Origin of the sequence: Nitratireductor sp. GZWM139 (assembly GCF_030068685.1) — a bacterium.
In the GTDB taxonomy this organism is placed as follows: domain Bacteria; phylum Pseudomonadota; class Alphaproteobacteria; order Rhizobiales; family Rhizobiaceae; genus Nitratireductor; species Nitratireductor aquimarinus.
Map to the genome: position 1 here is coordinate 111231 of NZ_JAMQML010000010.1, position 16918 is coordinate 128148.

Annotated in this window: 15 protein-coding genes; 9 read left to right on the forward strand and 6 right to left on the reverse strand. The window is 60.8% G+C overall.

Annotated features, from left to right (window positions below):
• Nucleotides 1-1818, reverse strand: coding sequence for an IlvD/Edd family dehydratase (locus tag NDI72_RS13805; protein WP_283800732.1), 1818 nt, complete (start codon nucleotides 1816-1818; stop codon nucleotides 1-3).
• A 263-nt stretch (nucleotides 1819-2081) separates the two neighbouring features.
• Here NDI72_RS13805 and otnK point away from each other — a divergent pair, with 263 nt between their 5' ends.
• Genes otnK through NDI72_RS13820 form a run of 3 tightly spaced genes read left to right on the forward strand, consistent with a single transcriptional unit; the run spans nucleotide 2082 to nucleotide 4758 of the window.
• A complete protein-coding gene (gene otnK / locus NDI72_RS13810) occupies nucleotides 2082-3344 on the forward strand; it encodes a 3-oxo-tetronate kinase (RefSeq protein ID WP_283800733.1) in 1263 nt (420 codons plus the stop codon).
• The gene (gene otnC / locus NDI72_RS13815; protein ID WP_113156913.1) at nucleotides 3341-3988 is read left to right on the forward strand and encodes a 3-oxo-tetronate 4-phosphate decarboxylase; all 648 of its coding nucleotides are present in this window, start codon (nucleotides 3341-3343) and stop codon (nucleotides 3986-3988) included. The genes otnK and otnC overlap by 4 nt, the downstream gene beginning before the upstream one ends.
• Nucleotides 3988-4758 carry a hydroxypyruvate isomerase family protein gene (locus tag NDI72_RS13820; RefSeq protein ID WP_283800734.1) on the forward strand — a complete coding sequence of 257 codons (771 nt, stop codon included), beginning with the start codon at nucleotides 3988-3990 and terminating at the stop codon, nucleotides 4756-4758. Before otnC ends, NDI72_RS13820 begins: the two co-directional genes overlap by 1 nt.
• A gap of 15 nt (nucleotides 4759-4773) precedes the next feature.
• Here NDI72_RS13820 and NDI72_RS13825 read toward each other — a convergent pair whose 3' ends face one another.
• Nucleotides 4774-5424 carry a GntR family transcriptional regulator gene (locus NDI72_RS13825; protein WP_371685996.1) on the reverse strand — a complete coding sequence of 217 codons (651 nt, stop codon included), beginning with the start codon at nucleotides 5422-5424 and terminating at the stop codon, nucleotides 4774-4776.
• 126 nt (nucleotides 5425-5550) lie between these two features.
• On the opposite strand from NDI72_RS13825, the gene NDI72_RS13830 reads away from it, so the two are divergent.
• The 4 genes from NDI72_RS13830 to NDI72_RS13845 all read left to right on the forward strand — a co-directional run bounded on the left by NDI72_RS13830 (nucleotide 5551) and on the right by NDI72_RS13845 (nucleotide 9579).
• Nucleotides 5551-6600, forward strand: a complete 1050-nt coding sequence (locus NDI72_RS13830) for a 4-hydroxythreonine-4-phosphate dehydrogenase PdxA (RefSeq protein WP_283800735.1) — start codon at nucleotides 5551-5553, stop codon at nucleotides 6598-6600.
• A 69-nt stretch (nucleotides 6601-6669) separates the two neighbouring features.
• Nucleotides 6670-7656, forward strand: coding sequence for a TRAP transporter substrate-binding protein (locus NDI72_RS13835; RefSeq protein WP_283800736.1), 987 nt, complete (start codon nucleotides 6670-6672; stop codon nucleotides 7654-7656).
• Between the two features lie 22 nt (nucleotides 7657-7678).
• Nucleotides 7679-8296: a TRAP transporter small permease gene (locus NDI72_RS13840; protein ID WP_283800737.1), complete on the forward strand. Its 618-nt coding sequence runs from the start codon at nucleotides 7679-7681 to the stop codon at nucleotides 8294-8296.
• Complete coding sequence (locus NDI72_RS13845; protein ID WP_206544850.1) at nucleotides 8293-9579, forward strand: TRAP transporter large permease; 1287 nt, start codon at nucleotides 8293-8295, stop codon at nucleotides 9577-9579. The genes NDI72_RS13840 and NDI72_RS13845 overlap by 4 nt, the downstream gene beginning before the upstream one ends.
• Before the next feature lie 74 nt (nucleotides 9580-9653).
• Here the strand turns inward: NDI72_RS13845 and NDI72_RS13850 are convergent, their stop codons facing one another.
• Nucleotides 9654-11252, reverse strand: coding sequence for a putative bifunctional diguanylate cyclase/phosphodiesterase (locus NDI72_RS13850; RefSeq protein ID WP_283800738.1), 1599 nt, complete (start codon nucleotides 11250-11252; stop codon nucleotides 9654-9656).
• A gap of 3 nt (nucleotides 11253-11255) precedes the next feature.
• Nucleotides 11256-13004 carry an ATP-binding protein gene (locus tag NDI72_RS13855; RefSeq protein WP_283800739.1) on the reverse strand — a complete coding sequence of 583 codons (1749 nt, stop codon included), beginning with the start codon at nucleotides 13002-13004 and terminating at the stop codon, nucleotides 11256-11258.
• A gap of 288 nt (nucleotides 13005-13292) precedes the next feature.
• Here NDI72_RS13855 and NDI72_RS13860 point away from each other — a divergent pair, with 288 nt between their 5' ends.
• Complete coding sequence (locus NDI72_RS13860) at nucleotides 13293-14591, forward strand: sulfite oxidase (RefSeq protein WP_206544847.1); 1299 nt, start codon at nucleotides 13293-13295, stop codon at nucleotides 14589-14591.
• A 90-nt stretch (nucleotides 14592-14681) separates the two neighbouring features.
• Nucleotides 14682-15422, forward strand: coding sequence for a c-type cytochrome (locus NDI72_RS13865; protein WP_283800740.1), 741 nt, complete (start codon nucleotides 14682-14684; stop codon nucleotides 15420-15422).
• 48 nt (nucleotides 15423-15470) lie between these two features.
• Here the strand turns inward: NDI72_RS13865 and NDI72_RS13870 are convergent, their stop codons facing one another.
• Together NDI72_RS13870 and NDI72_RS13875 are read right to left on the reverse strand one after the other, a co-directional pair.
• Nucleotides 15471-16196 carry a hypothetical protein gene (locus tag NDI72_RS13870; RefSeq protein ID WP_206548623.1) on the reverse strand — a complete coding sequence of 242 codons (726 nt, stop codon included), beginning with the start codon at nucleotides 16194-16196 and terminating at the stop codon, nucleotides 15471-15473.
• Entirely contained in the window at nucleotides 16193-16699 is a 507-nt protein-coding gene (locus NDI72_RS13875; protein WP_206548624.1) for an RNA polymerase sigma factor, read from the reverse strand. The genes NDI72_RS13870 and NDI72_RS13875 overlap by 4 nt, the downstream gene beginning before the upstream one ends.
• Nucleotides 16700-16918: the final 219 nt, after the last annotated feature.

Below are 16918 nucleotides of genomic sequence, written 5' to 3' on the forward strand. Positions count from 1 at the left end.
CTAGTGATTGTCGCGTGGCACGGGAGGCATTTTGCCATCCTTGCCGCCCTGCGCGAGACGCTGATAATTTACGGCCGGCTCAAGCACCATTCCGGCATCCAGCTGCGCAACCATGCCGCGCTGGATTTCCTGCCAGGGTGTTTGATGCGCCGGGTAGGCATAGCCTCCGGCTTTCTCAAGCTCCGTGCGACGCCTGTCGAGTTCATCCTCCGGCAAAAGCATGTCCGCGGTGCATTTGTTCAGGTCGATGCGCACGCGGTCGCCTGTTTTCAGGATCGCAAGCCCGCCATTGGCGGCCGCTTCCGGCGATGCGTTCAGGATGGAGGGAGAACCCGAGGTGCCCGACTGGCGGCCATCACCCACACAGGGCAGGGAGGTCACGCCGCGCTTGATCAGGTAATCGGGCGCGCGCATGTTCACCACTTCCGCCGCACCCGGATAGCCGATCGGGCCTGCGCCACGCATGAACAGGACGCTGTTTTCATCGATGTCCATTGCAGGGTCATCAATGCGCGCGTGATAGTCCTCAGGCCCGTCAAACACGATGGCGCGTCCTTCAAACGCCATCGGGTCGTCAGGGTTGGAGAGATAGCGCTCGCGGAACTCGTCGGAGATGACCGACAGTTTCATGATCGCGGAGCCGAACAGGTTTCCCTTCAAAACGCGGAAGCCCGCATTTTCCCGGAGCGGGTTGTCGAAGGGACGGATCACCTTTTCATCGGCAATGGCCGCCGTGCCGCAATTCTCGCCAATGGTCTTGCCATTGACCGTCTTGGCATCCTCATGGATCAGCCCTGCGGACATGAGCTGGTTCACCACCGCCGGCACACCGCCCGCATGGTAATAGTCCTCGCCCAGATACTCACCCGCTGGCTGCAAATTCACCAGGAGCGGCACTGTCTCGCCATGGGTCTGCCAGTCATCAATGGAGAGTTCGACGCCCAGATGGCGCGCAATGGCCGTCAGATGGATCGGCGCATTGGTCGACCCCCCGATTGCGGAATTGACCCGGATCGCGTTGAGAAACGCCTCGCGCGTCATCACATCGCTTGGCTTCAGGTCTTCATGCACCATGTCGACGATGCGCAGGCCCGTGCGCCAGGCCACTTCCTGCCGGTCGCGATAGGGTGCGGGAATGGCGGCGGAGCCCGGCAGCTGCATGCCCAGCGCTTCCGCCAGCGAGTTCATCGTGGTCGCCGTGCCCATCGTGTTGCAATAGCCGGTCGATGGGGCGGAAGAGGCGACAAGGCGCACAAAACCCTCATAGTCGATCTCGCCTGCGGCCATCATCTCGCGCGCCTTCCAGACGATTGTACCCGAGCCCGTGCGCTCGCCCCGGAACCAGCCGTTCAGCATTGGGCCGACCGAAAGCGCGATGGCTGGAATGTTGACCGTCGCCGCCGCCATCAAAAGTGCGGGCGTGGTCTTGTCGCAGCCAATGGTCAGAACAACGCCGTCGAGCGGATAGCCATAAAGCACTTCCACAAGGCTCAGATAGGCGAGATTGCGGTCGAGCGATGCGGTGGGGCGCTTGCCGGTTTCCTGTATCGGGTGCACCGGAAACTCGATGGCAATGCCGCCGGCTTCACGAATGCCCTCGCGAACCCGCTTCGCCAGCTCGATGTGATGACGATTGCAGGGCGAGAGATCGGAGCCGGTCTGCGCGATGCCGATGATCGGCTTGCCCGATTGCAATTCTTCCTGCGACAGGCCGAAATTCAGATAACGCTCAAGATAGAGCGCCGTCATGTCTGGATTGTCGGCATTGTCGAACCAGGCGCGCGAGCGCAGGAAAGGGCGTTTCTGATCGCTGCTCATGACATCTCCGGATGCTCGATTTCAGATCATCTTACCCACTTCCCCATTAATGTATACACAAAAAATTACCGACCCCAGTGAGCGATTGATGCGACTCGACACTGGAAACGCACGCTTTTCAAGGCATAAAAGCTGATTGAATTGAGACATTTAATCTTCCTTTGAAAGTCTTCTCCCAATTCCCAATCTGGAAATGTCAGCTCCATTGACTTTTATGGATACGTTGTCACATTTACGCGGAATTGCGTATGGAGGAGATGCGAATGTTGCTCGGCTGTATTGGGGATGACTTTACCGGCTCCTCCGATCTCGCCAACATGCTGGCCAAGAGCGGCATGAAAACCATCCAGTATTGCGGCGTACCCGATGGCCCCGCCGACGCGTCCGTGGAGGCGGGCGTGGTCGCGCTCAAATCGCGCACCATCCCCGTGGCGGACGCCGTGCGCCAGTCGCTCGAGACTGTCGAGTGGCTTCTGGAGCAGGGCGCGCAGCAGATCTATTTCAAATACTGCTCGACATTCGATTCAACGCCCGAAGGCAATATCGGCCCCGTCATCGACGCGCTGATGGAGCGTCTTGGCGCGGAACAGACGGTGGTTTGCCCGGCCTTTCCGGCGACGGGGCGGACGGTCTATCAGGGGCATCTCTTCGTCAATGACCGTCTGCTCAGCGAAAGCGGCATGGAGCACCACCCGTTAACGCCGATGCGCGATGCCGATATCCGTCGCTGGCTCGCCCCGCAGACCACTGGTTCGGTCGGTCATGTCGGCGCGCAGACGGTGCGCCAGGGAGCCGACGCAATTGCCGGCGCGCTGCGCCAGGAGGCCGCCAATGGCCGCACGCGCATCGTTGTCGACACGATTGCCGATGACGATCTGCACCAGATCGGTGCTGCCGTCCGCGACATGAAGCTGGTCACGGGAGGCTCCGGCCTTGGGCTGGGCCTGCCGGCAAACTTCCGCGATGCGGGCCTTCTGGGACAGGGCGGTGAAGGCTGGCAGGGCTCTTCCGGCCGCGCCGCCATTCTCTCCGGTTCCTGCTCAGGGCAGACACGCCGGCAGATCGGCGAATACGCAGCGGCAAATCCCGCCCTGAAGATCGAGCCGGAAGCCGTGCTCTCCGGCGAAATGACACCGCAGGCAGCCGTCGCATGGGTCAGGGAGCAGCCCGCCGGCATTGCGCCTCTGGTCTATTCCTCTGCCGACCCGGACGTGGTGCGCGCCGCGCAGGCCGCATTCGGCCGCGAGGAAGTTGCATCCGCTCTTGAAGGCTTCTTCGCGGCAGCAGCCGTGCAGCTCGTGGCCGATGGTTACGAGCGGCTCGTGGTTGCCGGCGGCGAGACATCGGGAGCCGTTGTGGAGGCGCTTGATCTTCTGGCACTTGATGTGGGGCCGGAGATCGCACCGGGCGTTCCCGCGCTCAAGGCCGCCGGTCGCCCCGTTTTCGTGGCGCTGAAATCCGGCAATTTCGGTGACGACGTATTTTTCGCAAAGGCGCTTGATGTGCTGAAGGGAGAAGCCGCATGAGTGAAGAGAGCAGACTCCGCGAGGAAATGTGCACGCTTGCCGCCTCGCTTCATTCGCGCGGGCTGACCCATGGCGCGACCGGCAATGTTTCTGCCCGCACAAGCGATGGCGGCCTTCTGGTCACGCCCACCGGCTCAACGCTTGGCACGCTCGATCCGGCACGGCTCAGCCGTTTCGATGCATCGGGCCGGCATGTGGATGGCGACAAGCCGACAAAGGAAATGCCGTTGCACGAGGCGTTTTACGAAACGCGCTCCAGGGCAGGCGCCATCGTGCATCTGCACTCCACGCATTCCGTCGCCTGGTCGCTTTTGCCGGATGTCGATCCGGACAATCTGTTTCCGCCGCTCACGGCCTATTCCATCATGCAGCTCGGCAAGGTGAAGCTGCTTCCCTATTTCATCCCCGGCGATGTCGCCATCGGCGAAGCGATCCGCGGACTGGCCGGAAAGCGCTCTGCCGTCATGCTGGCCAATCACGGCCCCGTCGTGGCGGGCAAGGATCTGCGCGCCGCAGGTCAGGCCATTGAGGAGCTGGAGGAAACCGCGCGGCTTGCGCTTCTCACGCGCGGGCTCTCGCCCAGCGTTCTGACATCCGAGCAGATCGCTCAGGTGGTGACGAAATTCGATGTGGAGTGGTCTTGATGCAGGGTTTTTCCGCCAATCTCGGGTTCCTCTGGACAGAGCTTTCCCTGCCGGATGCGGTCCGCAAGGCCCGCGCGGCCGACTTCGGAGCCGTCGAGTGCCACTGGCCCTATGCGGTTCCGGCCGATGAGCTGCGCGCCGCCCTTGAGGAAACGGGGCTCCCGCTTCTCGGGTTGAACACCCGCAAGGGCGACCGTGAAGGAGATTTCGGTCTCGCGGCCCTGCCCGGGCGCGAGGAGGAAGCCCGCGCGGCAATCGACGAGGCGGTGGCCTATGCTGCGGCAGTGGGTGCGCGCGCCGTTCACGTCATGGCGGGCCGGGTAGCGGAAGACGAGGCGGCGGAAGCCGCGTTCGCGGCCAATCTCGCCCATGCCTGCAAGGCAGCCGAACCCCATGGAATCACGATCCTGATCGAGCCGATCAACCACCATGACGTGCCGGGCTATTTCCTCTCCCGCGTGGAGCAGGCGGCAGCAATCATCCGACGCGTCGGAGCATCGAACCTCAAGATAATGTTCGACTGCTATCACACCCAGATCATGCAGGGAGATCTCGTTCGCCGCTTTGCCGCCCATGGCGATCTCATCGGCCATGTGCAGATCGCGGCAGTGCCATCGCGCGCGGAACCGGATGAGGGAGAGATCTGCTTCGAACGTCTGCTGCCCGCCATGCGCGCCGGCGGCTATGACGGTTTCTTCGGCGCGGAATACAAGCCGCGCGCGGGCACGGATGAGGGGCTTGGCTGGGCCAGGGCGTTTGCCAACACTTGACGGCGCAGCGCGCCGTCAGATGTGATCCTTCACCCGGTCCCAGGTGTTCATCAGGTGCTGCGCCATAACCTGGCCCAGCGCTTCGCCGTCGCGCTTTCTCAGGGCGGCGGCCATCTGCTCGTGTTCGGCAACGGCGGAATCCCAATAGGCCGGCTTGCTGTTGCCAAGGAAGCGGATGCGCTTGAGGCGCGCCTGAATGTTCGCCTGCACATCGCGCAGCGATTCGTTGCCCGCAAGCTCCGAAACGCGCGAGTGGAATTCCTGATTCAGCTTGTAGTAGGGCAGGCGGTCGCCCTCCCGATAGCGCTTCAGCATCTCCTCATGAAGCTTCAAAAGGCCGTCGATCTGCGCATCGCTGGCGCGTTCACAGATCAGCCGTCCCGCCAGCTTTTCCAGATGCGCGAGCAATTCCAGCATCGAAAACACATCCTGCGCGGTGAGCTTGCGCACGATGCTGCCTTTCGACGGACGAATGATGATCAGTCCTTCGGCCGCCAGTGTGCGCAGCGCTTCGCGGAAAGGCGTGCGCGAGACGCCAAGCTGCTCAACGAGCATGGTTTCGTCGATGCGCGTGCCGGGCGCGAGATGGCCCTCAATGATGAGATCACGAATGCGGTTGGCGACCTGGTCATGCAGTGTCTGCTTTTCGATCGCCACGGCTTCCATGGGAAAGGGGCTGCTGAGTTCCAAACGGGCTCTCCTGAATCATCGGGATTTCCGAAACATACAAAAAGATGCGTTGACGTGCGAATTTATAATTGTATATTTTGTATACAAAATAAGGAATACACAATGCAGCAGTCACGCATCGCCTTTGCGATTGGAGATCCAGCGGGCATTAGTCCGGAGCTTTCGGCCCGTATCCTGGCCGATGAGAAAGCCAATCTTGGCGATTTGATCGTGATCGGCGATCAGCGGGTTCTGGCGCTTGGTGCGCGTCAGGCCGGCCTTTCGCTCGATCTTCCAGTGGTGCCGCGCGAGGCGCTCGAGGGCGACCTTCCCGAAGGCACGGTCCTGGTGGACATGGGCAATTGCGACCCCGAAAACGTGCCCATCGGCGAGGCCAGCATGGAAGGCGGTCGCGCCGCGCTCGACAATTTTGCCGCAGCTCTGAAGGTCGGCAAGGCGGGCCTTGCCAAAGCGGTGTTCTTCACCCCCTTCAACAAGCACGCGATGCGACTGGCAAAATCAGATTATGTGGATGAAATCGGCTTCATCGACGCCACCATCGAGGCAGAGCGCAGCGGTCGCGAGTTCAACGTTCTGGATGAAGTGTGGAACGCGCGCGTCACGTCGCACATTCCCCTGCGCCACGTTGCCGACAAGCTGTCCGTCGACAGGATCTATGAGAGCCTGAAACTAACCACCGAGGTGATGGAAGGCGCTGGCATCAAGCGTCCGCGCATCGGCGTGGCGGCGCTCAATCCGCATGCGGGCGACGGCCGCAATTTCGGCTGGGAAGACGAGGACATCCTGCTCCCCGCAGTGGAGCGCGCGCAGCAGGAGCAGCTGGCCGTAACCGGGCCGATCCCCTCCGACACCGTGTTTGTGCGGGCCATCCGGGGCGAATTCGACGCCGTGATGACCATGTATCACGACCAGGGACAGATCGCGATGAAGCTGCTCGGCTTCGATCGCGGCGTCACACTGATTGCCGGCTATCCTTTCCCGATCGTCACGCCTGCCCATGGCACGGCATATGACATTGCGGGCAAGGGCATCGCCGATACGGGAGCGACCTTCAACGCGCTGGCGCTTGGGCGCCGGCTCGGAGACGAGCTTGGTTCGCAGAACGGCGCGGAAGCTTCTGCCTCGCACGAGCGGCAGGCGGTTTCCGGTTAGGTGAACCTGGCAAACAGTGCCGGGCGGCCAGGGAGGGCCGCGCGGAGAGAAAATCAAGGGAGGAAAGTCATGAAACTGAAGCATATTGCATTCTGTCTGGCAGCCCTGCTGCCGGCAACGGGCGCCGGCGTCGCGCAGGCTCAGGAAGAAATCATCTTCGGTCTCAGCGCTGCCACCGGTTCTCTGCAGCAGCAGACGGCCAGCGAGTTCGCACGCCGTGTGAACGAAAAGCTTGATGGCAAAGCCGTGGTCAAGGTCTTTGACAGCTCTCAGCTGGGCAAGGACAAGGACATGCTGCAGAAGATCAAGCTCGGGACCATGCACCTGACACTGCCGTCTTCCACCATGCCCGACATTGCGTCGGAATACGCGATCTTCGATCTGCCCTTCCTTGTGGCGGACCGCGAGCATCTGACGAAGATCGACGAGACCCTTTTCAAGGACGTGCTGGTGCCGGCCGCCATGGAGCAGGGCTATCGCCCGCTGGCAATCTGGGAAAACGGCTTCCGCCAGATCACCAACAATGAGCGCCCGATCAACACCCCGGAAGACCTCAAGGGCCTGAAGATCCGCACGCCGAATTCGTCCTGGCGCGTGGCCATGTTCAAGGAATATGGGTCAAACCCGACGCCGATGGGCTTCTCCGAGGTGTTTGTCGCGCTGCAGACCGGCGTGATCGACGGTCAGGAAAATCCGCTGACCAACATTGCCGCCGGCAAGCTCGACGAAGTGCAGGAATACCTGTCGCTTTCGGGCCACGTCTATTCGCCGGCTTATCCGACGGTCGGCGTCGCCGCTTTCGAGAAGCTTGACCCGGAAGTGCAGACCGTTCTCGCCGAGACGGCACAGGAAGTCGCCATCTGGGCGCGCGAAACGGGCGCTTCCAAGGATGGCGATCTGCTGAAGCAGCTCGAGGAAAACGGCATGAAGGTCAACAAGGCCGACCGCGCCGCTTTCGTCGCGGCCTCCAAGCCACTCTATGACAAATTCGCCGCCGAAGTCGAAAACGGCCAGGCGATGATCGATCAAGCGCTGTCGCTGGCCGACGGTTCCTGACGCCCCAGGGTGGCGTCTCAACATGGGCGCCACCCGCCACTTCCACTCGATTTGCATTCTGCCCGGCTTGGGGTTTCTTGATATGGTTCGGCTCGCCCATTGGCTCGATCTTTTTCTGCAGGCGGTCACGCTGACCCTGCTTTTGGCGCTCTCCTGCGTTGTGGTGCTCGGTGTCGTGTTTCGATACTCGGGCAATTCGCTCATCTGGTATGATGAGGTCGCGGCGGTGCTCCTCGCCTGGATCACCTTTTCCGGAGCGGTTCTGGCCACGCTGCGCAATGCGCATCTGGGTTTCAATGGCCTCCTTCTCGGCTCGCCGCCTGCCATTCGAATGCTGCTCTTCTGGCTTGGCGAGACCATCTTCATCGCCGCCTTCGCCGCCATGGCCTGGGCCGGCTGGGCCATTCTGGAAATTTTTGGCAATGAAAGCATGACGACGCTGCGTTTCGTGCCGCGAAGCTTCGTGCAGTCGGTTCTGCCCTTGAGCGCCGGACTGATGATCCTCGGCCGCCTTCTCACCCTGCCGGAACGTCTGCGCAGCACGCAGGCCGGCATTGATCCGGAAGCCGTCGAAATCGAACATGAAATTGCCCGCGCGCAGGATGAATTGTCGCGTGTTCAGGCGGAGAACGCACGATGAGTGAAGCCCTTATCCTTCTTTCCATGTTCGCGATGATCGCAATCGGCCTGCCGATTGCCGTGTCGATCCTCGCCAGCGCGCTTGCCGGCCTCTGGCTGCTCAACGGTCATCTGGGCTTTCTGAACGCCGCGCTCTCCATCTTCGATGGCGCGACCAGCTTTCCGCTGATTGCGATCCCGCTCTTCATCCTTGCCGGCGCGCTGATGAACACCGGCGGCATTTCCACGCGCCTCATCGCCTTTGTTTCCGCACTCATCGGCTTCATCCGCGGCGGCCTCGCCATGGTCAATGTGGGTGTGTCGATGTTCTTTGCAGAGATCTCCGGCTCCGCCGTGGCCGATGTTGCCGCCACGGGTTCGGTGCTGATCCCGGCCATGAAGAAGCGCGGCTACAATCCGCGTTTCGCGGCGGCCATCACCTCGTCATCGGCTTCGCTGGCGATCATCATTCCGCCGTCGATCCCGATGATCCTCTATGGCGCCCTGTCCAACACGTCGATCGTGCAGCTGTTCGTGGCCGGCATCGTTCCGGGCGTGCTTGGCGGCTTTCTTCTCATGGCGCTCTCCTATTATTTCGCCGTGCGCTACAACCTGCCGCGCGAGGATGGCTTCAGCCTTCCGCGCCTGTGGCACGCGACAAAGGATGCTGCCTGGGCGCTCGTTCTGCCAATCATCATTCTGGGTGGCATTTTCGGCGGTCTGGTCACGGCAACGGAGGGTGCAGGCCTCGCGGTTGTCACCGCACTCTTCATCGGCGTGTTCATCTACCGGGAGATCGACCTCGGGCGGCTTTATCATTCGCTCGTGGAGGGCGTCGTGCAGACCGCCGTGGTCATGCTTCTGGTCGCAAGCTCTGCCGTTCTCGGTCTCTACCTCACCGAAACGGAGCTGCCGCAGCGCCTGGCGCAGGGCATTCTGTCGATCACGACGAACAAGCTCATCGTCCTGATGATCATCAATGTCTTCCTGCTGTTCCTCGGCATGATCCTGCACGGTGCAGCGGCCATCATCCTGACCGTTCCGATCTTCATGCCGCTCGTGCACCAGCTTGGCATTGATCCGGTGCAGTTCGGCATTCTTCTGACGCTGAACATCGCACTCGGTCAGCAGACCCCGCCGGTCGCCAGTGTTCTGGTCACCTCCTGCTCCATCGCCAAGACGGATGTGTGGAGCACGACCAAGACCAATCTGCCCTTCATCGCGGTTCTGATGCTGGTGCTGCTGCTCGTCACCTATGTGCCGCCAGTGTCACTGGGCCTGGTCGACGCCTTCTACGACCGCTAGGTGTCCCCCGCGAAATGCAGGCCTTGAAAACGCCCATCGTTTCAATGAGACGGTGGGCGTTTTAGCGTCAGGACCTAGCGTGACGAACGGTTGCCGGGCGTCCGGGCGGGCGCATGGGTCCGCGCCTGTTCCCGCGTTCTCCCTGAAGGCAGGAGGTCGCTCGTATCGACGAATTCTTCGAGCGCAAACGGTTTGCTGAAATAGTACCCCTGCGCCACGTCAATGGCCGTATTCTGCTTAAGATATTCCACCTCTTCCAGCGTCTCGACACCCTCGATCACCAGCTTCATGTCCAGCGCATGGCCAAGCGATTCAATGGTCTTGAGAACGCTCTGGCTGCGCGGGCGGCAGTGAACGTTCTGCACGAAGGAACGGTCTATCTTCAGTTCATCGGCGGTGACTGCGGCAAGTGCGGAAAGCGAGGAATAGCCGACCCCGAAATCGTCGATTGAGAGCTTCACGCCCGCTTCGCGCAGCATGGGCAGCGTGTTTTTGCTCAGGAGCTCACCATTCAGGAATGCTTCTTCCGTGATTTCGAGAATGAAGCGCTCGGGGCGATGATACGAGGTCAGAAGGTCGAGCAGGTTGCGGGTAAAAACCGGACTGCTCGCCTGATGCGCAGTGATGTTGAGGCTGATGGAAATGCTCGGTGCGAAGACGGCGTCGATGCGCGGCAGGGAGTCCATCACCTCGTGTGCGACATGCTCAGAAACCGCATCAATGATGCCGGCATCCGTGGCCAGATTCACGAAATCGCCGAGCGCCTGCAGTTTTCCATCGTCATCGCGCCAGCGCAGAAGCGTTTCAACGCCAACCACCGTGCTGTCCCTCAGACTCACCTTGGGCTGATAGACGCAGCAGAGTTTCTGGTCACGCAGCGCCGTGCGCAACCGCTGTTCGATGGACATATCGGTGGTGCCGCGCAGGGCAGACGCTGTCGGCTTGTAGCCGATCCGGCCTTTCGATTCCGACTTCGCCGCGCGCAGCGCCTGATCGGCGGAAACGAGCAGGGTCTCGAAATCCGCACCATCTTCGGCAAACAGGCTGATGCCGATGGAGGCCGAGGAAAATGTCTCGATGCCCTGAATGAGAAAGGGCTCCTTGGCGCGGGCGAGCAGCTGGTTCGCATAATCGGAAATGTCGAGATCTTCGAGATCGGTGACGAAGATGCAGAACATGCCGTTTGCGAGATAACCCAGCACATCGCAACTGCGCACGCAGGACGACATGCGTTCAGAGAAGGCGGCGATCAGGAGGTTCGTGAAGGCGGCCCCGTAATAGTCATTGGTACGGCCAAGCCCGTCGAGATCGATCAGGAAAAGCGCTGCCTGCCGGTCGGCATGCGTTTGCAGTTCCGCCCCGACCATGCGGCCAAGCAGGGTCTTGTTCGGCAATCCCGTCAGTTCATCGAAGAAGGCAAGCCGGAATATCTCTTCATCGAGATCGGGCAGGGCTTCGGCATCCAGCCACAGGCTCACATTGAAGCTGCGGTCGCCTGTCTGCGTGGCAAAACGCATTTCCCGCACCGTCGCCTCGTCTCCGGAAAGCCGGTGCAGGCCCGCCTGTCGGTTGGCATAGACTTCCAGCCCATCCGCATCCGTAACGGCCAGCCCGAAGGAGGCGTTTTCCAGAATTTCCTCCAGATCGGAGGGCAGGGCGCGGGCAGGAGACATCTGCTAGCGGCTCAGATATTCACGGCGCGCCTGCTGCAGGGCCTTGGAAATCTTGTCTTCTGCCTGTTCTGCACGCTGGTAGGCTGCGTTGCCGGACGGCGTTTGAGAACCGATGCTCTCGCTCTGTCCGGCACTCGCCGTCTGTCCCTGCGCCTGGCTCATGATCGAGCCGCGCCAGCGCTCAACGACCGCGTTGACAAACTCGGTTCTGGAGGCGGGGCTCAGGTCTTTCGGCAGCGCCGCAGCAGCTTCGCTTCGCGGCAGGAGTTCCTGCGAAAGCCGGTTGAAAACGAACTGGACGGGAAGCGGCATGCCTTCGCCGAAACCGACAACTTCACCCGTCCCCAGAGACGGCACGAATTCCAGCAGATTGGCAGTCGCGTCGGAAACGGCGGATTTCAGGAGCGCCTGATCGCGCTCATTGGCCATCCGCATGGCAAAAAGCGTGTTGCACTGGGAGATGATGGTGGGGTCGAGTTCGGCAGGGCGCTGCGTCACCAGACCGAGATAGACGCCATATTTACGGCCTTCCTTTGCAATGCGGGAAAGGGCGTTCTTGCTCGGCGTAAAGCCAACGGTCGGATCGGCGGCGGCAAAGCGGTGCGCTTCCTCGCAAACGAGCAGCAGCGGCATCGCGCCGTCGCTCCACATGCCGAAATCGAAGGCGAGGCGCGAAATCACACAGACCACCGCGTCCACCACCTCGATGGGCAGGCTCGCCAACTGGATGATCGTCGCCTGACGGCCGTTTGCCTCCAGCCGGAAAAGCTCCGTCAGGATGGTCGCCATCGTGTCGCCGCCAACGGTGGCGTTGGAGAACATGAACGCGTAACGCGGATCGTTCTTCACCGTTTCAATCCGCCCGATCAGACGGTGGTGCGTCATGCGCGAGGAGCGATTTTCCAGCTTGCCCATGCGCTCGTCGATCAGCGCCAGCAGATCCTGCATCAGATAGGGCACCGGCGTGTCGACCGAGAAACTGCTCTGGCGGGGCTCGCTCTTGCGCAGGCTGCTGGCGCGCTCGCCCGTCTGGCGGCGGTTGAGGTATTGCGTTTTGGCCAGCGGAATCAATTCCGACAAAATGTCGATTTCTGCCGAAATCGGGGGTTTTCCGGCGTAAAGCACGTCGGAAAATTCCTCAAAATTGAACAGCCAGTAGGGCAATCGCAGATTTTTCGCACCCACCAGGTTCGCCCGATCGGCAAAGACGCCGCCATATTCATTGTGATTGTCGAGGATCAGAACCCGCAGTTCCGGCCAGCTTGCGATGACCTGCCGGAGGATGACCGCAAGCCCGCTCGATTTGCCAACACCGGTCGAGCCGAGCACCGCAAAGTGCTTGGTGACGAGGTTTTCAACATCCACATAAGCGGGAACGCTGGTGTCGTGATGCAGCCGGCCGATCTCGGCAAAGGAACTCTTGTCACCCCGAAAGATCAGGCGCAGCTGATCGCTGCCGATAATCCGGGCCCGGTCGTGAATCGCTGGATAGGCACTGACGCCCCGGCGAAACCGGCGCTGGCCGCTGGCGTCGCTTGAAATTTCGCCGACCAGATCGATCCGGGCAATGGCCTTCGGCCCTCCCGTCGTGCTCGCTGCCTGTGTCTTGAGAGACACTTCCGTGACCTGGCCCAGAAGCTCCCGCGCGCCGGTCTCGATGGCCATGAATTTGCCGACGGTGGTGCGCAGTTCTTCTGTCGTCGTGGCGATGGGCAATTCTATGTAAGCTTCCGATCCCTTGACCGAACTCACATAGCAGTCATCCGTATTTCTGTTCGGTAAGGCGCTTGGGAAGCCGTTGAAACTCTCAGGCATGGTGTCTGGGACCTGCAACTTGTTGAGCGTGTGAACTGAAACTGGTCGCGTCTGAGGCGAATTGGACACGGATTTCTTAAGTAATGCGTTAAGAGCGCCATTGTGCGGTCTCAAAATAAAATCAAAAGGATGGAATAATTTTCTCTCCCCGCACGTCTCTCCCACGACAGCTGCATTTTGAATGCGGCGAGCCAGCTTAACCGCCAGCGCACAGGGAGGAATGAAATGACGCGCACCGCCGAACCGAAACAAACCCGCAATGAGGCGGCATCCGGCGCAGATGCCGGACCTGCGGACGCATCCACCGAGGGCATCGTCAACGCCGGTCGCCGCGGTTTCCTGAAGAACACCGGGCTTGCAACCATGGCCGCGATGGTGGGCGCTTCCATTCCGTTCCATCGCAACATGCCGGCAGGGCTCGTTCCCGCCGCCTTCGCGCAGGATGGCGACGCGCTTGCCGGAAAGGATGGTCTCACGCTTCTCAACGACCGTCCCGTCAATGCCGAAACACCGGCCGAACTTCTCGATGACGCTGTCACCCCCATCAGCCGTCACTTCATCCGCAACAACGGTGTTCCGCCGGAAAACGTCGATGCCGATGCATGGACGCTGACCATTGATGGTTTCGTGGACAATCCGCTTGAACTCTCGATTGCCGATCTGCGTGATCAGTTCGAAGTGGTGACCATGCAGCTAACGCTTGAGTGCGGCGGCAATGGACGCGGCTTCTTCGATCCGCCGGCTTCCGGCAACCAGTGGACCTATGGCGCAGTGGCCTGTTCGGAATGGACCGGCGTGCGCCTGAAGGACGTATTGGAGAAGGCAGGCGTGCAGTCGAATGTGGTCTACACCGCCCATTACGGCGCCGATGGCCACCTTTCGGGCGATCCGGACAAGCTGCCCATTTCGCGTGGCGTGCCCATCGCAAAGGCTCTGACCGACAATGTGCTGATTGCCTTCGAGATGAATGGCGAGGCGCTGCACCCCATGAATGGCGCACCGCTGCGTCTCGTGGTTGCGGGTTGGCCGGCCTCCACCGCACAGAAATGGCTGACGCGCATCGAGCTGCGTGATCAGGTGCATGACGGCCCCAAGATGACGGGCACGTCCTATCGTGTGCCGGCCTATCCGGTGGCTCCCGGTCAGGAAGTGCCCGAAGAGGATTTCGTCATCATCGAGCGCATGCCGGTGAAATCCCTCATCACCTTCCCGGCCAATGGCACGGATATCGGCATGGAAACGGATGTGCGCGGCCATGCCTGGTCCGGCGACCGCTCCATCAGCAAGCTTGATATCTCGATAGATTTCGGCACGACCTGGCAGACGGTCGAGCTGGATGATCCGGTCAATGACGGCGCATGGCAGAACTGGCGCACCAAGGTGACGCTGCCACAGGCCGGCTATTATGAGATTTGGGCGCGCGCGACGGACAGCGAAGGCGACATGCAGCCTTTCGCCATCGCGTGGAACCCGAAGGGCTATCTCAACAACTCGATGCACCGGGTCGGCGTACGCGCAAGCTGATCCGGTTCATGAGTTTTCATTGAGACGGATGATAACGTGAAGCGGCTTAAGCGCCGCTTCACGGTTCTGATTGTCATGGAGAAAAGAATAATGAACTTCAATTTTGTTCGGCTGGGGCTTGTCGGACTTTCTCTTTTGGTCGCTTCCCCCGCCATGGCGGATATGCAGGATGATCTTGCTGAAGCGGATGTTTCAAAGGGTGAGACGCTGTTCAAGCGTTGCGTGGCGTGCCACACCATCGAAAAAGGTGACCGGAACAAGGTCGGCCCAAATCTTTACGGCATCGTCGGTCGCCCGGTCGCAGATGCGCCCGGCTACGCCTATTCCACGGGCATGAAAAACTATGGCGGCGAATGGACGGTCGAGCGTCTCGATGCCTATCTGCTTCAGCCCCGCACCGAGGTGAAGGGCACCAAGATGGCCTTTGCCGGCCTCAAGAGCGAGGATGACCGCGTCGACCTGATCGCCTATCTCAACACGTTCTCGGACAATCCGCTCCAGTTCGGCGCGGCCGAGGAAGAGAATGAGACCGCCGAAGACCTGAAGAAGGCCGAGGTGTCCGGCGAGGGTGAAGAAACCATCGAGGGTGATTTCGGCAAGCTGAAAGTCGCTGCCGGTGTCGAGGAAACCTACTACACCTGCACCGCCTGCCATTCGGAAATGATCGTCGCCCAGCAGGGGCTCAGCCGCGAGGGCTGGGAGAAAATGCTGAAATGGATGGTCGATGAGCAGGGCATGGACGAGATTGCCGAGCCCGACCACACGATCATTCTCGATTACCTGACGGCTCACTACAATGAGGACCGTCCGAACTTCCCGCGTCCGAACTGACGGCGCACATTTCAGCCCCGCTCCGGCGGGGCTGAAATATTTTTGCCCCTATCCGCAGGACGTGGCCCGTGCGGTCGCGTCCTGCAGGGCGATCACGGTTTCAGGCCTCTCCATCCGGCGCGTGGCCTGCTCCAGATAATCGGTGATCGCTAAAAACTTGCCCGCATCCATGTCCGTCGCAAAGATCCGGTAGAAGCGATCCGGCACATCCCATTGGGCGCTTTGCAGGCCGGGCGACGTTTCGGTCTCTATGGAGCTGTTGCTCGCCACGACGGTCAACCGGCAGCCTTCACGCCCTGCAAAATGGGCCGCAGTGCCATAGGGCAGGTCCCTGATCGCGACGAGTGTGAGGTTGGCGGCGGAGAGGTCCGGGAAGTCCTCGGACCGTTCGCCGGCGATCGTGCGGAAGGTTTTGTCTTTTGCCACATAGGTCTGCGCAGCAAAACTCTCGTGCACGGCGAGCGCGGTGTCCGGCCCGGATGTATCCGGTTGTTTCGGCAGAGCGATGAAAAGAGCCAGAGCGAGAGAACCGGCGAACGCTGCGCTCGCCCACCAGCGCCAGGAGAACCTGTTGTCGTTCTGGCCTGCGGGGTGAGCCGCCGGCTCCGGCCTGAGCGCCTTCAGGCTGGCAGACATGTCGCGGATTTCAGCCAGAGCGGCCTGTAATGCCGGCTCTTCCTCCAGCCTGCGGGCGAAAGCCTCGCTCTCTTTTCCCAGCTCGCCATCGTGGAATGCGTTGACCCTGATGAAGTCCTCTTCCGTTACCTTGCTCATGGAGTCTGCTTTACCTGCTCTTCATCCTGATCGTCGCCGTTTACGCGGCGCAAAAGCTCTTTCCGGGCCCGGCTGATGCGGCTCATCACCGTGCCCGTGGGCACATTCATGATCTCGGCCGCTTCCGCATATTTGAAGCCCATGATGTCGATGAGAAACAAAACCTCCCGCGTCTCGGGCGGCAGTTTCTCAAAGGCGAGCCGAACGAGAACATCGCGTCCTGCGCTGCTCGTTCCGTCGCTTTCATCCATAAGACGTTTGTGCGCTGCCATATATTCGCGGCGCACGCGTCTTTTTCTCAATTCGTCGTAATGAAGGTTGCGGATGACGCGAAACATCCACGGCCGCAGTTCCTCGATACGCTCTGGCCGTGTTTCGTGACGCAGGGCGCGCTCCACCGCATCCTGGACCAGATCATCCGGGCTTTCCGCCGCGCCACAGATCGAGCGCGCATAGGCGCGCAATTCCGGAAGAAGCAATTCGATCTGCGAAAGATGAGCCATGTGCTGCCGGTCGCGTTCCCCAATGCTCCGTTGCTGCTTTCGTCTTCTGCGAAATTTTACTGCCGGAGCCCCATTTCCTGCAAAGTAAACCTTGTACTTTGTGCGAGGCAAGGCGATGCGGGTTGACAGGCTCGCTGAAATTATGAAACGATCCAAACATAATGTTGCTATCGTAACATATCATCTGGCAGCCCCGTCTTTCGCGGGGCGGGCACGAAA

Excerpts from the sequence above, each read along its gene's own strand:
- NDI72_RS13825 (WP_371685996.1), bottom strand. The coding sequence starts at position 5,424 with ATGGAAGCCGTGGCGATCGAAAAGCAGACACTGCATGACCAGGTCGCC.
- NDI72_RS13860 (WP_206544847.1), top strand. The coding sequence starts at position 13,293 with ATGACGCGCACCGCCGAACCGAAACAAACCCGCAATGAGGCGGCATCC.
- NDI72_RS13830 (WP_283800735.1), top strand. The coding sequence starts at position 5,551 with ATGCAGCAGTCACGCATCGCCTTTGCGATTGGAGATCCAGCGGGCATT.
- NDI72_RS13840 (WP_283800737.1), top strand. The coding sequence starts at position 7,679 with ATGGGCGCCACCCGCCACTTCCACTCGATTTGCATTCTGCCCGGCTTG.
- NDI72_RS13820 (WP_283800734.1), top strand. The coding sequence starts at position 3,988 with ATGCAGGGTTTTTCCGCCAATCTCGGGTTCCTCTGGACAGAGCTTTCC.
- NDI72_RS13865 (WP_283800740.1), top strand. The coding sequence starts at position 14,682 with ATGAACTTCAATTTTGTTCGGCTGGGGCTTGTCGGACTTTCTCTTTTG.
- NDI72_RS13875 (WP_206548624.1), bottom strand. The coding sequence starts at position 16,699 with ATGGCTCATCTTTCGCAGATCGAATTGCTTCTTCCGGAATTGCGCGCC.
- NDI72_RS13845 (WP_206544850.1), top strand. The coding sequence starts at position 8,293 with ATGAGTGAAGCCCTTATCCTTCTTTCCATGTTCGCGATGATCGCAATC.
- otnC (WP_113156913.1), top strand. The coding sequence starts at position 3,341 with ATGAGTGAAGAGAGCAGACTCCGCGAGGAAATGTGCACGCTTGCCGCC.
- otnK (WP_283800733.1), top strand. The coding sequence starts at position 2,082 with ATGTTGCTCGGCTGTATTGGGGATGACTTTACCGGCTCCTCCGATCTC.
- NDI72_RS13805 (WP_283800732.1), bottom strand. The coding sequence starts at position 1,818 with ATGAGCAGCGATCAGAAACGCCCTTTCCTGCGCTCGCGCGCCTGGTTC.
- NDI72_RS13870 (WP_206548623.1), bottom strand. The coding sequence starts at position 16,196 with ATGAGCAAGGTAACGGAAGAGGACTTCATCAGGGTCAACGCATTCCAC.
- NDI72_RS13850 (WP_283800738.1), bottom strand. The coding sequence starts at position 11,252 with ATGTCTCCTGCCCGCGCCCTGCCCTCCGATCTGGAGGAAATTCTGGAA.
- NDI72_RS13835 (WP_283800736.1), top strand. The coding sequence starts at position 6,670 with ATGAAACTGAAGCATATTGCATTCTGTCTGGCAGCCCTGCTGCCGGCA.